This is a genomic window from Kineococcus sp. AC630, from assembly GCF_979255925.1.
Genome location: NZ_CEEDMJ010000015.1, coordinates 93,090 through 106,437, shown reverse-complemented (window position 1 = coordinate 106,437; position 13,348 = coordinate 93,090). Strand labels below are relative to the sequence as shown.

General features: G+C 72.2%; 15 protein-coding genes. 6 read left to right on the top strand and 9 right to left on the bottom strand.

The genetic code is table 11. The features are described from left to right. Positions 1-27: 27 nt before the first annotated feature. From AC0I8G_RS16795 to AC0I8G_RS16775, 5 genes are all read right to left on the bottom strand, one after another. Positions 28-2,253, bottom strand: coding sequence for a diguanylate cyclase domain-containing protein (locus tag AC0I8G_RS16795; protein ID WP_471730947.1), 2,226 nt, complete (start codon positions 2,251-2,253; stop codon positions 28-30). A gap of 100 nt (positions 2,254-2,353) precedes the next feature. Beyond that, positions 2,354-2,611, bottom strand: coding sequence for a hypothetical protein (locus AC0I8G_RS16790; RefSeq protein WP_471730946.1), 258 nt, complete (start codon positions 2,609-2,611; stop codon positions 2,354-2,356). 41 nt (positions 2,612-2,652) lie between these two features. After that, entirely contained in the window at positions 2,653-3,654 is a 1,002-nt protein-coding gene (locus tag AC0I8G_RS16785; RefSeq protein WP_471730945.1) for an iron-containing redox enzyme family protein, read from the bottom strand. Beyond that, the gene (locus AC0I8G_RS16780; RefSeq protein WP_471730944.1) at positions 3,651-3,872 is read right to left on the bottom strand and encodes a CDGSH iron-sulfur domain-containing protein; all 222 of its coding nucleotides are present in this window, start codon (positions 3,870-3,872) and stop codon (positions 3,651-3,653) included. The genes AC0I8G_RS16785 and AC0I8G_RS16780 overlap by 4 nt, the downstream gene beginning before the upstream one ends. Then, entirely contained in the window at positions 3,862-4,554 is a 693-nt protein-coding gene (locus AC0I8G_RS16775) for a HemK2/MTQ2 family protein methyltransferase (protein ID WP_471730989.1), read from the bottom strand. Before AC0I8G_RS16775 ends, AC0I8G_RS16780 begins: the two co-directional genes overlap by 11 nt. A 57-nt stretch (positions 4,555-4,611) precedes the next feature. Here AC0I8G_RS16775 and AC0I8G_RS16770 point away from each other — a divergent pair, with 57 nt between their 5' ends. The 3 genes from AC0I8G_RS16770 (at position 4,612) to AC0I8G_RS16760 (ending at position 7,363) form a co-directional block, all read left to right on the top strand. Then, complete coding sequence (locus AC0I8G_RS16770; protein WP_471730943.1) at positions 4,612-5,550, top strand: ATP-grasp fold amidoligase family protein; 939 nt, start codon at positions 4,612-4,614, stop codon at positions 5,548-5,550. A gap of 107 nt (positions 5,551-5,657) precedes the next feature. Beyond that, entirely contained in the window at positions 5,658-6,170 is a 513-nt protein-coding gene (locus AC0I8G_RS16765) for a hypothetical protein (RefSeq protein WP_471730942.1), read from the top strand. After that, positions 6,170-7,363, top strand: coding sequence for a zinc-dependent alcohol dehydrogenase (locus AC0I8G_RS16760; protein ID WP_471730941.1), 1,194 nt, complete (start codon positions 6,170-6,172; stop codon positions 7,361-7,363). The genes AC0I8G_RS16765 and AC0I8G_RS16760 overlap by 1 nt, the downstream gene beginning before the upstream one ends. Positions 7,364-7,442: 79 nt before the next feature. On the opposite strand, the gene AC0I8G_RS16755 is transcribed toward AC0I8G_RS16760, so the two are convergent. Together AC0I8G_RS16755 and AC0I8G_RS16750 are read right to left on the bottom strand one after the other, a co-directional pair. Beyond that, a complete protein-coding gene (locus AC0I8G_RS16755) occupies positions 7,443-8,384 on the bottom strand; it encodes a manganese catalase (RefSeq protein WP_471730940.1) in 942 nt (313 codons plus the stop codon). Between the two features lie 66 nt (positions 8,385-8,450). Further along, positions 8,451-9,002 (bottom strand): hypothetical protein, encoded by a 552-nt coding sequence (locus tag AC0I8G_RS16750; RefSeq protein ID WP_471730939.1) that lies wholly within the window; start codon positions 9,000-9,002, stop codon positions 8,451-8,453. A gap of 235 nt (positions 9,003-9,237) precedes the next feature. Here AC0I8G_RS16750 and AC0I8G_RS16745 point away from each other — a divergent pair, with 235 nt between their 5' ends. Together AC0I8G_RS16745 and AC0I8G_RS16740 are read left to right on the top strand one after the other, a co-directional pair. Then, positions 9,238-9,738 carry a DUF4383 domain-containing protein gene (locus AC0I8G_RS16745; protein WP_471730938.1) on the top strand — a complete coding sequence of 167 codons (501 nt, stop codon included), beginning with the start codon at positions 9,238-9,240 and terminating at the stop codon, positions 9,736-9,738. Positions 9,739-9,799: 61 nt separating this feature from the next. Beyond that, positions 9,800-10,249 carry a hypothetical protein gene (locus AC0I8G_RS16740; protein ID WP_471730937.1) on the top strand — a complete coding sequence of 150 codons (450 nt, stop codon included), beginning with the start codon at positions 9,800-9,802 and terminating at the stop codon, positions 10,247-10,249. 33 nt (positions 10,250-10,282) lie between these two features. Here the strand turns inward: AC0I8G_RS16740 and AC0I8G_RS16735 are convergent, their stop codons facing one another. Then, positions 10,283-10,468 (bottom strand): ANTAR domain-containing protein, encoded by a 186-nt coding sequence (locus tag AC0I8G_RS16735; protein WP_471730936.1) that lies wholly within the window; start codon positions 10,466-10,468, stop codon positions 10,283-10,285. Beyond that, the gene (locus AC0I8G_RS16730) at positions 10,459-10,977 is read right to left on the bottom strand and encodes a GAF domain-containing protein (protein WP_471730935.1); all 519 of its coding nucleotides are present in this window, start codon (positions 10,975-10,977) and stop codon (positions 10,459-10,461) included. The genes AC0I8G_RS16735 and AC0I8G_RS16730 overlap by 10 nt, the downstream gene beginning before the upstream one ends. A gap of 213 nt (positions 10,978-11,190) precedes the next feature. On the opposite strand from AC0I8G_RS16730, the gene AC0I8G_RS16725 reads away from it, so the two are divergent. After that, on the top strand, positions 11,191-13,347 hold the full coding sequence (locus AC0I8G_RS16725; protein ID WP_471730934.1) for a PP2C family protein-serine/threonine phosphatase: 2,157 nt from the start codon (positions 11,191-11,193) through the stop codon (positions 13,345-13,347). Position 13,348: the final 1 nt, after the last annotated feature.

The window sequence follows — 13,348 nt, the reverse complement described above, 5'->3', positions numbered from 1 at the left end:
CGACTGCAGTGCAGCAGGTGTCGGAACTCAGCGCGCGCCGCGGTGCGTGTCCTTGACGCGGTACATGTCGTGGTCCGCCGCGCGCAGCAGTCCCGCGAAGCTCTCCCCCTGCCGGGGGTAGGTCGCGACGCCGATGCTGGCCCCCACCGAGACCTCTCCCGAACCCAGCCGGACCGGGCTGGACAACCGCTCCGCCAGGGTCGCGGCGACCTGAGCGGCCGTCTCGGTCGCGGTCGCGACCTCGAGCCCGGTGAGCGCGACGATGAACTCGTCACCACCGAGGCGCGCCAGCAGGTCGCCGCGACGCAACGAGCGGCGCAGTTCACCCGCCACGTGCACCAGCAGGTCGTCGCCGGCCGCGTGGCCCAGGTCGTCGTTGACGGCCTTGAAACCGTCGAGGTCGCAGAACAGCAGGGCCACGGTGGTGTCTCCGAGGCGCGCGGTCCACAGGGCGGCCTCGACGAGTTCCTCGATGCGCCGTCGGTTCGCCAACCCCGTGAGGGGATCGGTCCAGGCGAGTTGTTCGATCCGGGCGACGTGCTCGCGGACCTTGGCGCGCTCGGTCTCGACCTGGCGCTGGGCCACCACCCGGTCGGTGACGTCGTTCTGGACGCCGATGTACTGCACGACGCGTCCCGTCCCGTCGAGGACGGGGGCCAGGTGGATCTCGTTCCACCACGGCGTGCGGCCGGGGCCGCGGTGGTTCAGGACGACCCCCCGCCACTCCTCCCCGGCGGCGATCGCCGACCGGATGGAGTCGACGACGGAACTGTCGGTGTCGGGTCCCTGCAGGAAGCGGCAGTTGCGTCCCAGGACCTCTTCGGAACGCAGCCCGGACAACACCTCGAAGGCGGCGTTGACGTAGATCAGCGGGTGGTCGGGCCGGCTCATGTCGGCGATGGTCACGCCGTTGGTCGTGGCGCTCAGGGCTCGCTCCAGCAGGTCCTCCGCACCGCGGAGACCGCCTCGGTGGACCGGGGCGGGCGTCACCGTCCGCCGGGGAGGCGCGGGGACGACGTCACCCCGGAGCACCGGTTCGGCGGTGCGCGGGACCACCCGGGAGAGCAGGGAGTGCGCGGCGGCGATCACGGTGTCGCGGTCGTAGGTCAGGGCGTACTCGAACATCCGCTCCGTGTCGGGACCCTGGTCGCCCAGGTCCCTCGCGAGCAGGGCGACGGCGAAGTGCGGGGCGAGGACGACGACGTCCCACTCCCCCCGCACCGGGTCCTCCGGGGCCAGCGTCGCCCCGCGGACCCCCGGCACCGGGACGGTGGGGAGGTCCTCGCCGAAGGCGGCGACGAACCCGACGCGGTCGGCCAGGTCCAGGTAGCGGCTGCGGGTGGCCGGGGTGAAGTGACGGGCCTCCTGGAACGTCGAGGCCACGACGCACGTGTCGCCCAGGCGCATCGCCTCGCGTTCCAGCTGCTTGCTGACCTCGATGAGCAGCGGCTTGGGCGAGCGGCGCAGTTCCGTCCCCGCCGGCAGCACGGCGAAGGGAGAGGTGTCCTGGGGAGCGACCGTCGCGACGGGGTCGAGGAGCGGCAACTGGCCCACGGCCAGCGCCGGGGGCGGCGGGGACGCCGGGCGGCCGAACATCCACCCCTGCCCCAACCGTGCCCCGAGGGCCCGGGCGGTCATGAGGTGCTGCTCGTCCTCCAGCCCCTCGGCCAGGATCCACGCACCGGTCGACTGGGCGTAGGCGTTGACGGCGTTCATGATCTGGGCCACGGCCGGACCGGGACGCTCCTGCACCAACCGCAGGTCCAGCTTGACCACGTCGGGGCGCAGCAGGGGCATGAAGGCCAACGACATGGCGTCGGCGCCCACGTCGTCGAGCGCGACGCCCCAGCCGATCTCGCGGATCCGCGCGACGGTGCGCAGCAGCTCCGCCGGACGGGCGGCGAGGGCACGCTCCGTGATCTCCACGACGACGCGGAGGTCCCCGGGGGCACCGTCGGCGAGGGCGAGCAGGTCGCTCAGCGGCGCGGTGTCGAGGACCTCCGGCTCGACGTTGACGAACAACGTGAGCGGGGCGACGAGGGAGTGCTCGATCGCGCCGCGGAAGGCCGCCGCCCGGCAGGCCTGGTCGAGTTCGGCCAGGACTCCGGCCGCCCTCGCCGCGGCGAAGAGGTCGTCGGGTCGGTGCAGCGGCCCGACCGGCCCGCGCGCCAGCGCCTCGTAGGCCACGACCACACCGGTCGTCAGGTCGACGATCGGCTGGAACACGCTGTGCACGGAGTTGGCGGCGATCACGTCGTGGATGGTGGCAGCTGAGAGCACGGTCGACACCCCGTCCCCATCGGCAACCGGCTCCGCCTTCCACAGGGGGAATCCCCCGAACGCCGCAACGACGTCACCGTCGACCGGGTGCTCCGCCGGTCCGGGCGGCGACGTCGTGCAGTGCCCGGCGTTTGACCGCTTCGCCGAAGAGGCTCAGACCCCCGTTCAGCAGCACGAGCCCCACGGTGCCCTCGGCGAACCACTGCAGGGCGGGGGCCCGCCGTCCGCGACGGCCCGCCGCGTCGCTCACCACCGAGACCCCCGCCCCGACGGCCAGCAACCCGGCGGGGGCCAGCACCTTCCACGCACGAAGATCGTCCACAGCGTCCATGGAGACATCCTCGACCGCACCTCCGCGGACCGCAGCGCGGATCATCGGGGGAGCGCTCCTTCGAGCGGTCGCACGAGGACCGAGCGGTCCTGCGCCCAGGCCTGCATCACGTGCGCACCGAGGCGATCGTCGAGCAGGTTCGCGGCCTGGATCCCGAACACCACGTCCGCGGCCATCCCGGGTTCGGCCGCGATCAGGGGGGCGATGATGCCGGTCCGGACGACCTGTTCGTGCACGGCGTCCGCCTCGACGTGCTCGGAGTAGAACTCGACCGTCGCCGGACCGCACCCCAGGCGCTGTGCGGCCGCCACGAGCCGCGCCGACCCCGGGGACGACGTCAGCTCGACGACGGCGAACTGCCCGACGAGCGCACCGCGCAGGGAGCGGTGCAGGCCCGCCATCGACATGAAGTTCACCTCGGCCAGGACCGGGGCGGGCGTGTGGTCGAGGTAGTGGCCGTAGTCGTCGTGCAGGTCCAGGTCGCGCATCATGTCGGCGAACAACCGCGCGTGCATGCGCTCACCGCGCCCCGCCCCGTACTCGTCGTGCTCGACGGAGACCAGCGCCGCCTTCGCGGTCCCTTCGAGACGGGGGATCACCCACGCCTGCGGATCGGCCTCCTTGAGGTGGTACGCGGACCGCAAGGCGATGTACTCCCGGAACTGCCACAGCTCGCCCCTCCGGCGGAGGTGGTGCGACACCCCGCCCTCACCGGGGTTCTCGGCGACGAGCGCCGCGATCTCGCCCGCGACGTCCTCCCCTCCGGGGACGGCGGCCCGCAACGCCGCGAGGAAACGTCGTTCGAGGGCGGAGCGGAGCGCCAGCAGGTCCGGGTGCCACTCGAGTTCGTGGTCCGCGGGTTCCACCACGTCGGCGAAACCCCGGTAGTGCAGCTCGTAGCAGACGTAGAGGGTCAGCTGCAGGTCCTCACCCCACGGGTCGCAGGACGCGGCACCCTCCGGCACCTCGAGAGCCGCGCCGCGCAGGAACGCGAGGACGGCGGCGCTGACGGGTCCGCGGGGGGTCGGGAGGGCGGGGCTCATGACGTCTCCTTCGGGGCCTTCGCGGCCCGGACGCGGTGGCTGGTGTCGCAGATCGGGTAGCGGGCGCTGCGTCCGCAGACGCACACCGCGGTCACGGGACGTTCGGAACGCACGCGGCGCCCGTCGGGCAGGTCGATGTCCACCGGCCCCTCCACCAGGAGCGGGCCGTCGGCGGTGACGACCACCTTGCGCACCGTGCGGGCCGGTTCAGGCGACATCCTCGAAGTCACCTCCGGTGACCGTCGAGGGGACCGAGCTCGCGACCGCGTCCACGACGACGAGTTCCTCCCGGTCCTGGCCGGGTCGCAGCAGACCGCGAGCCCGGAGCATCTCGGCGCGGCCCCGCATGACCGGGCCGAAGGGTTCCTCCGCGCGGGCGACGACGGCGCTGGCGAAACCCCGGGAGTCGAGCCGATCCAGGGTCTGGCGCTCCCCCGCCAGCACGGACTGGACCATGAGGAGCCGTCCCCCCGGAGCCAGCACGGTGGCGACCTCGTCGCAGATGCGGTCGATGACCGCCCGCCCGTCCCGGCCACCGTCCCAGGAGCGCCCCCGGCGGTGGCGGGGCAACCGGTCGGAGTCCGCCGGGACGTAGGGCGGGTTCGCCAGGACCACGTCGAACTGCTGGCCGGCCACGGGGGTGAACAGGTCCCCGCGTCGCACCCGGACCGGCGCCCGGTGCAGTCGCCCGTTCAGCCGCGCCGTGAGGACGGCCCGGAGGGAGAGGTCGACGGCGGTGACCGAACGGGCGCCAGCACGGACCGCCGCCACCGCGAGGGCACCGCTGCCGGTTCCGAGATCGAGGACCCGGCGCCCGACCACGGACTGCCCGCGGGTGAGGGTGTCGGCCAGGAGGGAGGTGTCGCCCTGCGCCCGGTAGGTACCGGGAAGTCGAAGCATCACCGGACCATCGTGCTGGGCGGTTCGGGATCGCGCACGCTGCGGCACACTGCATCCGTGGTTCCTCACCCTCACCCCCACGGCGGCCGTCCCCACGACGCGCGGGAACCCCGGCCCCGCTGGCGCGAACGCAGCCGACTGGTCCGGGGGTGGCGGCTGCTGCGGACCCGGAACCCCGAGACGTTCACCGAGAAGGTCCGCTACAAGATGCTGCGGGACCACCGTCCCCTGCTCGTCACGTTCGCGGACAAGGCCGCGGTGCGCGAACACGTCGCGGCGGTCGTCGGCGAGCGATACCTCCCCCGCGCGTTCGCGGTCCTGGCCGACCCCACCGAACTGCGTTCCGTCGCGCTCCCCCCCGAGTACGTCCTCAAACCCACCCACGGCAGCGGGGCCGTCGTCGTCGTCTCGCCGGAGGCTCCTGCGCAGGCCCGGCTCCCGCAGGCCCGGTGGAGCTGGGTCTACGCCCACGTGCGACCCGAGGCCGCCCCCGTCGACGACCTCGTGGCGATCGGGGAGCACTGGACGAGCCGGCTCTACGGCCAGGGGCCGAACCGGGAGTGGGTCTACGGACAGGTGCCGCCCCGGGTCCTGGTGGAGGAACTGCTGCGCGCCCCGGACGGCTCCATCCCGGACGACTACAAGTTCTTCGTGTTCCACGGACGGTGCCACTTCGTCCAGGTCGACTCCGGCCGGTTCGGAGCCCGCACGCAGGACTTCCACCGCCCCGACTGGGAGCACCTGCCGATGAGCGGTGGCCCGGACTGGGCCGATCCACCGCACCCGAGACCGCGCCGGCTGGGCGAGATGATCGACCTCGCGGAACGGCTCGCGTCCGGTACCGACTTCGTCCGGGTCGACCTCTACCACCTGCCCGACCGCATCGTCTTCGGCGAGCTGACGAACTACCCCGCCGGCGGGGACAGCCCCTTCCACCCCGCGGAGTTCGACGCGGTCTTCGGCGCCCCGTGGACGGTGCCCCGGCGCTACCGCTGAGCGCAGGAGGTGCGCGGCGATCCGGGCTCGGCCAGAGTGGGGGCACCTCAGGTGGGCCGTCGAGCAGCGGGCGTTCCAAACCTCCGACGAACGAGGACGGACGGTCGATGGACACGACGAGAGCACAGGACCTGGCCCGGCGGGCCGCTTCCGCAGCGACGCGGACCCTCCTGCACCGCGAGGGCGGCAGCACCACCGAACAGCAGACCCTGACCATCGCGCGCACCGTGGAGGACATCCTGCGGGCCTGTCGCGATCCCGACGTGCTCGACACGATGGTTTCTCCCGCCGGGAGCGTGCACCGGGGTCCTGCGGGCGTCTACACCTGGACCGTCGCGGAGACGACGATCGAGACCCAGGCCCACGTCGAACCGAACCGCGTCGTGTTCAGCGGGGGGTCGGCGCAGGACCCGGACGAACCCGTCGTGACCGTCGAGGCGTGGCCGGCACCGCAGGGTCTGGGATCGGAGGTCGTCCTGCGTCTGACGGTTCCGGCCGGGACGGGCGAGGTCGGCGGCGGACTGGCCTTCACGATGCTCTACCGCCTCCGGGCCCTGCTGCAGACCGGCGAGGCACCCACCCTGGGGGACGTTCCCAGCGGACGGGACGGGAAGCGCTGATGCGGGCCCTGGTCTGGAACGGGGTCAACGACCTCGCCGTCGAGACGGTGCAGGACGCGGCGATCGTGAACCCGCGTGACGTGGTCGTGCAGGTGTCGCTGAGCAGCACCTGCGGGTCGGACCTGCACTTCATCGACGGGTACCTGCCGGGGATGCTCCCCGGTGACGTCTTCGGTCACGAGTTCATGGGCCGGGTCGTGGAGGTCGGGCCCGGGGTCACCCGGGTGCGGGTCGGTGACCGCGTCGTCGTCCCGTCGTTCATCGCGTGCGGGAACTGCTGGTACTGCGACCGGGAGCTCTACTCCCTCTGCGACACCACCAACCCGCACGCCGCCGCGCAACAACCCGTCCTGGGCTACCCGTCGGGCGGGATCTACGGCTACACGCAGCCGTTCGGCGGGTACGCGGGGTCGCACGCGGAGTTCATCCGGGTCCCGTTCGGCGACGTCAACTGCTTCACGGTCCCGCCCGAGGTGGACGACCTGTCGGCGCTCTTCGTCTCCGACGCGGTTCCCACCGGGTACATGGGCGCCGACTTCTGCGACATCTCCCCCGGTGACACGGTCGCCGTCTTCGGCGCGGGTGCGGTCGGGCTCATGGCCGCCGCCTCGGCCCGGCTGCTGGGGGCGGAACGCGTCATCGTCGTCGACCGGCTGCCCGAGCGCCTCGAACTGGCCCGCACCCGGCTGGGCGCCGAGACGCTCGACTACAGCGAGGTCGACAGCGTGCAGGAGTTCCTGCGCGAGACCACCGGTGGGCGGGGCCCGGACGCCGTCATCGAGGCCGTCGGCATGGAGGGGCACGGGACCGGGGTGCAGAACCTGGTGGACCGCGCGAAGCAGGCCGTGCGCCTGGAGACGGACCGGGCCACCCCGTTGCGCGAAGCCCTCCTCGCCGTCCGCAAGGCCGGCACGGTCGCCGTCCTCGGGGTCTACGGACTCACCGACAGCTTCCCGACCGGGGTCGTCCTCAACAAGGGACTCACGATCAGGTCCGCGCAGCAGCACGGTCAGCGCTACGTCCCGAGGTTGCTGAACCACCTCGCCTCGGGCGAGCTGGAGACGAGCTTCCTGGCGACGCACCCGATGTCCCTGGAGGACTCGGTCCGCGGGTACGACGTGTTCAAGCACAAGACCGACGGCTGCCTGCGGGCGGTGTTCACCCCGGCACCTCTGGCGGCCGACGGTCGCTGACGCGCAGCGGGGACCGGCCCTGGTGGGCCGGTCCCCGCTCGTGTCGTCCCGGGTCAGCGGGGCGGAGTGCGGAACGCGCTCAGTGGTCGTCGCCCGTGAGGGCGTCCTTGACCTTCGTGACCACGTTCTGCGCACCCTGCAAGTGCCCGCCGGCGCCGGTCCCGGGCTTCCCGGGCCCCTGGTTGCCGTCGTAGGTGACGAACTGCTTGGGGTCGGGCGCCGGCAACGTGGCGTCGTCGAGGTTCCCCTGGTGGTCGGGCAGCGGGCGGAGTTCCTCGGCCCGCAGCGGCTCACCGTCGACGAGGCTGTTCCCGGTGGCCCAGATCCCCTCACCCGCCCGGCTCCCCTCGGTGCCGGTGTAGAGCACGTGGGCTGCGTCCTTGTTCTCCCACTCGCCGTTCGACTGCTCGATCTGGCTGTCGACGTAGCCGTCGTCGATGAGCATCTGGATCCCCAGCAGCCACTGCTGCTGGTGGTAGGTGTCACGGGCCAGGTTGAAGGCCAGCATCTCCTTGACACCCGCGTCGTCCGTCATGCCGGCGATCCGGCTCGTCATCAGCCGGCTCTGGGCCTCGGCGGAGACGTTGGACCGGAAGTCGGTCAGCAGGTTCCCGCTGGCGATGATGTACCCGGCGTTCCACGGGTTCCCGACGGAGTCGGTGGGCCGGGCGCCGCCGCCGGAGACGATGGCGTGCTGGGGGTTCATGCCGCCCAGCACGGCCGCCAGGGCCGGGTTCGCGGCGGCGGCCTTGTCGGTGGCCTCCCCCGGAGCGCCCTCGAGGAGACGGGCCAGCATCACGGTGAGCATCTCGACGTGGCCGATCTCCTCCGTCCCGATGTCCATGATCATGTCCTTGTACTTGCCGGGGACACGACAGTTCCAGCCCTGGAACAGGTACTGCATCATCACGGTCATCTCACCGAACTGCCCACCGAGCAGTTCCTGGAACTTCATGGCGAAGAGCGCGTCGGGCTTCTCCGGCTTGGCCGTGAACTGCAGTTCGCGAGTGTGTCGGTACACGATCGTCTCCTCCAGTGCAGTGCGGTTCTTGCGTCGGGTGCGTGCGTGTCCCCGCTCGGACGGGGCTCAGGGGCGGACGTTCGCCAGGATCCCCTTGGCGATCTGCGAAGGTTTCTGCTGCTCGCCCTGCTGCACGGTCATCACCAGCAGCACGCCGGTCAGCGCGGGGATGGACCACTGCAGGACCTTCAACCGCCGCTGGGCCGCGGCGACGTCCTCGGGGGTGGCTGCGGAGGGTTCCGTCGCCCCGTGGGCGGGGGCCGGGGAGTTCTTGCCGAGCTTGGCCCCCTGCAGGCCCGAGTAGGCCGTGACCCCCATGGCGGCGAGCGTGAGGACGGACTTGAGCGTGGTGTTGGAACGGGCACCCTTCTGGGCGGTGACCCGGCCGGCGTTGCCTGCGATGAGCCCGACGCCGCCCACGGTGTGGGCCGCGAGCGCGACCGCGTTCACGGGTGCCCACTTGGCCCACCCCGCCGCGGCGATCTTCGTGCGTTCGGACGGGTCCGTGGCCGCCGCTGCGGCTCCGTTCAGGCCGACCGCTCCGAACAGCGAGCCGCCGAACCACGCGGCGAGCCCCGCGTCGTGCAGTGTCCTGATGAACGTCTGGCGTCCTGCCATCGTCGTACCTCTCCTGAGACCTGGTGTTGACCGGGATCCAGGCGGGCACGTGGGAGCGCCCGCCCGTCGGGCGTTCGGCGCGTTGCTCCACCGGCGATCGCCAAGCGCGATCACGATGAACCTTCCCCCCTGCTCCGGCCGAGCGCATCTGGAACCCGCGACGTAGCGTGGGACCAGGTCGAACGCACGGCCGGACGCCACCTTCGGAGTTCCGGCTCCGCGTCTGGAGAACACCATGAGCACGACTCGAACCACGAACTCCCGTCTCTCCGTCCACCGTTCCCCCGTGTCGTTGACGTCGCTGGTCGTCGGGGTCGCGTTCCTCCTCGTCGGGGTGCTCGGCTTCGTCCCCGGGATCACCACCGACTACGGGGACATGACCGGCGCGGGGCACCACTCGATGGCGATGCTGTTCGGCGTCTTCCAGGTGTCCGTGCTGCACAACGTCGTCCACCTGCTCTTCGGCGTCCTGGGGATCCTCGCCTCCCGCATCACCGCCGCCGCCCGGACGTTCCTCCTGCTCGGCGGGATCGTGTACCTCGCCCTGTGGGTCTACGGCCTCGTCGTGTCCGAGGACAGCAGCGCGAACTTCGTGCCCCTGAACACCGCGGACGACTGGCTGCACCTCGTGCTCGGCATCGGCATGATCCTGTTCGGCCTGGTCATGCCGCGCCGGACGACCAACGCCACGGCCGTCGGTGAGCACGGACCGACCGCCGGCGGGGACGTGCAGTAGTCGCCTCCCGGGATCATCGCCGGAACTGGTTGACGGTTCGGGAAGCGGGTACGGGAGAGACATGCACCGTCTCCGCTCCTCGCTCGTCATCGCCGCCACGGTCCTGCTCCTGGCCACCGCCTGCGCGGAGGACGAGAGCCAGGACGCACCGAGCGGAACACCCACCGCGAGCGACCTGCCGACGAGTCTCACGGCCCCGGCCCGACCGACGCAGGGTGAACCCGCGTCCCAGACCGAGTCGGCGCCCACGGTGACCGGGAGTCCCGACGCGACGCAGACCCGGGAACTCGTCACCCGGCTCGACGCGATCTCACCCGGGCTCGGGGACGACGAGGACCGTGTCCTCCCGGCCGCCGCGGAGGTGTGCCGGCAGTCCTTGCGCGACGAGGGCGACGAGGCGCTCTCCAGCGTGGCGAAGTCCCAGTTCGCCGTCGACGGCGCGGCTCCGCTCACGGACGAGCAGAGCCGCGCCGTCGCCGACGCGGTCCTGTCGACGTTCTGCCACGAGTGACGTCGACGCCCCGGATCGTGGCGCTCTGGCTCCTCAGAGGTTCGCGACCAGTTCGGTCGCGATCTCGCGCAGCTTCCGGTTCGTGTGCTGGGACCGGGTGGCCAGGTGCTGGAACGCCTCGTCCGCGGTGCACCCGAGCCTCGCCATGAGCACGCCCTTCGCCTGCTCGATCACGGCCCGGGACTGCATGGCGGCCTGCAGGTTCTCGCTCAGCGCCACCGCCGAGGCGTAGAGCGAGTGGTTGGCCACCGCGACGGCCGCGTAGCCGGCGAAGACCTGCAGGGTTTCACGGAGTCGTCGTCGATCGCCTGACCGTCCGACCGGTAGACGTTCAGGCCGCCCAGGACCTGCTGCGGCATGGGCATTCCCACCGAGACGCTGCTGTTCACACCGCGACGGGCGGCCACCGCGGCGAAGTCGGGGTACGGGGTCTCCGCGGAGGTGTCGAGGACGCGGACGGTCTGCCCCGTCTCGGCCGCGTCCAGGCACGGTCCGAACCCGCGGTCGTACTGCCGCTCGTCGAGGAAGGCCGCCAGCGACCCGGTGAACGCGGCGCTGTGCCCCTTCCCCCCACCCTCGATCAACGTGACGGAGACCTCTTCCGCACCCGGGATGCAGTCCTTCGCCAGTTCCGCGACCCGGTGGAGGACCTGGCCCAGGGGCTGCGTGCCCACGACGATCCGGCCGAGTTCGGTGAAGGCGTTCCCGACGGCGGAGGCGGTGTCCATGAGCGGTTTCCTTCGTTCGTGCGCACAGGCCGCTGAGTTCCACGGCCGTGTGGGTCCGCGTCGCGGACCGGGGAACGGCTGACTGCTCAACCACCGGGACGGCGCACGTCCCGCGGGCCCGACCCTACGCGCCACGTCTCCTGCCCGCACCACCTGCCGGGGTTGCGTAGGATGGTTCGCTGTCCTGGGTCACCGGGGCCTGAACGGAGGAACGTGGCGGACGAGCCGAGGACCGAAGGGCCGATCTCGGGTCGTGCCGCGGAGATCACCCGGGTGGTGGGTCATGCCCCCGCCGCCGTGCTCCTCGTGGAGCTGACGTCGCGTCGGGTCGTGCACACGAACACCGTCGCCGACCAGCTCGCTCCCGGTGTGCGGCTGCCCCTGGAGATCGACGCCTGGGCCACCGCCGCGCAGCTGCGCGACGTCGACGGCACGCCGCTCTCCGACGGCACCCACCCCCTGTCGCGCATCGCCCGGTCCGAGCCGGTGCTGGGTCAGGCGGTCTCGGCCGCCCGGGTCAGTGAGCTGGGCGAACGCCAGGAACCGCTCTGGGTCGTCGCCCTGCCCATGGTGGACGCGCCGATGCTCGCGGACCACGCCCTCGTCGTGCTCCTCCCCCTCCGGGAGCGGGCCGCCGTGCAGGCCGCCACCAGCGCCGCCCAGCAGCAGACGGCGTTGCGTGAGCAGGCGGTCCTCTCGACGGGCCTCTCGTTCACGGTCGCCGACGCCGTCGCACCGGACCGCCCGCTGGTCTGGGTCAACCCCGCGTTCACCGCGGCCACCGGCTACTCCTTCGCGGACAGCGTCGGACGCAACTGCCGCTTCCTCCAGGGGGAGGGCACCGACCCGGCCACCCGCGCGCTCATGCGTGAGGTGGTCGACACCGGACGCGACGCGACGGTCGTCGTGCTGAACTACCGCAAGGACGGCACGGCGTTCTGGAACCAGCTCTCGCTGAGCCCCATCCACGGTCCGACCGGCGACCTGACGCACTACGTCGGCATCCAGGTCGACGTCACCGCCAGCGTCGTGGCCGGTGAGGACCGCGACCGGGCGCTGGCCGCCGAGCGACGTGCCCGACTCGAGGCCGAGGAGGCCCGCGCCGCCGCCGAAGCCGCCCAGGGCCGACTCGCTCTCCTCGCCGAGGCCACCAGTCAGCTCGCGGTGACCCTCGACGTGACCGCCTGCCGCCAGCGCCTGCTCGACCTCGTCGTCCCCGGCCTGGCTGACTGGGCCCTGCTCCTCACCGCCGACGAGCGGGACAGGATCGAGACGGCCATGGGCCGCCACGTCGATCCCGCGCGCACCGGAGAGGTGGACCGCTACGTCGCCGCACTGCGTCGATCGCTGGTCGCGGGCTCTCCCCAGCAGACGCTGTTGCAGGGTGCCGCCGCCCGTCGGGTCAGCGACTACGACAGCCCACGACGCCGCGCCGAACGTGAACGGTGGGTCACCGACCGCAGCGTCCTGGACCTCAGCGACGCCCTGGGGGCCGCGTCCGCGTTGTTCGTCACGCTGCCCGGTCGCCGGGGCAGCAGCGACGTGATGGTCCTCGTCCGCGCTGCCTCGTCCCCACGCCACACCGAGGACGACCTCGAGATCGCCGTCGACCTGGGACGTCGCGCCGGCCTGATCCTGGACAACGCGCGGCTCTACGAGCAGCAGCACACCATCGCGGAGACGTTGCAGAGCAGTCTGTTGCCCACCCTGCCCACCATTCCCGGGATCCGCGCCGCCGCCCGCTACCGCGCCGCGGTGTCCGGGGCACAGGTCGGCGGGGACTTCTACGAACTCATCGCCCTGCCCGGTGGGGCGATCGGCTTCGCGATCGGTGACGTCGTCGGTCACGACGTCATGGCCGCCGCCGCCATGGGCCACCTGCGGGGACTGCTGCGGGCCTGCGCGTGGGACGCTGCCGCCGGTCCCGAGACGGGACGGGTCCTCGAACGCGTCGACGAACTCCTCTCCGGGCTCGGCATCGGCACCCTCGCGACGCTCACCTACGCCCGTCTGCAGCCCGACCCCGGTGGCGGCTGGTCGATGACGCACTCCAGCGCCGGGCACCCCCCGCTGCTGGTGCGCGACCCGGCGGGGCGGGTCACGTTCCTCGACGAGCACCCCGACCTCCTCCTCGGGGTCAGCGCCCAGCACCGCTCGACCGCGCAGCGCCACCTGGCCCCCGGTTCCACGGTGCTGGCCTACACCGACGGTCTGGTCGAGCGTCGCGGGGAACACCTCAACGAGGGGCTGTCCCGCCTGGCCGCGGCCCTGGGGGAAGGCCCCGAGGACCTCGACGACCTGTGCGGCTGGCTGCTCGAACGGCTGGGCTCCGAGGGCGACGACATCGCCGTCCTCGCGCTGACGGTCTGAG

Coding starts and splice junctions, on each gene's coding strand:
- AC0I8G_RS16785 (WP_471730945.1), bottom strand. CDS start 3,654: ATGAGCCCCGCCCTCCCGACCCCCCGCGGACCCGTCAGCGCCGCCGTC.
- AC0I8G_RS16780 (WP_471730944.1), bottom strand. CDS start 3,872: ATGTCGCCTGAACCGGCCCGCACGGTGCGCAAGGTGGTCGTCACCGCC.
- AC0I8G_RS16730 (WP_471730935.1), bottom strand. CDS start 10,977: ATGGACACCGCCTCCGCCGTCGGGAACGCCTTCACCGAACTCGGCCGG.
- AC0I8G_RS16775 (WP_471730989.1), bottom strand. CDS start 4,554: ATGCTTCGACTTCCCGGTACCTACCGGGCGCAGGGCGACACCTCCCTC.
- AC0I8G_RS16750 (WP_471730939.1), bottom strand. CDS start 9,002: ATGGCAGGACGCCAGACGTTCATCAGGACACTGCACGACGCGGGGCTC.
- AC0I8G_RS16745 (WP_471730938.1), top strand. CDS start 9,238: ATGAGCACGACTCGAACCACGAACTCCCGTCTCTCCGTCCACCGTTCC.
- AC0I8G_RS16765 (WP_471730942.1), top strand. CDS start 5,658: ATGGACACGACGAGAGCACAGGACCTGGCCCGGCGGGCCGCTTCCGCA.
- AC0I8G_RS16740 (WP_471730937.1), top strand. CDS start 9,800: ATGCACCGTCTCCGCTCCTCGCTCGTCATCGCCGCCACGGTCCTGCTC.
- AC0I8G_RS16760 (WP_471730941.1), top strand. CDS start 6,170: ATGCGGGCCCTGGTCTGGAACGGGGTCAACGACCTCGCCGTCGAGACG.
- AC0I8G_RS16790 (WP_471730946.1), bottom strand. CDS start 2,611: ATGGACGCTGTGGACGATCTTCGTGCGTGGAAGGTGCTGGCCCCCGCC.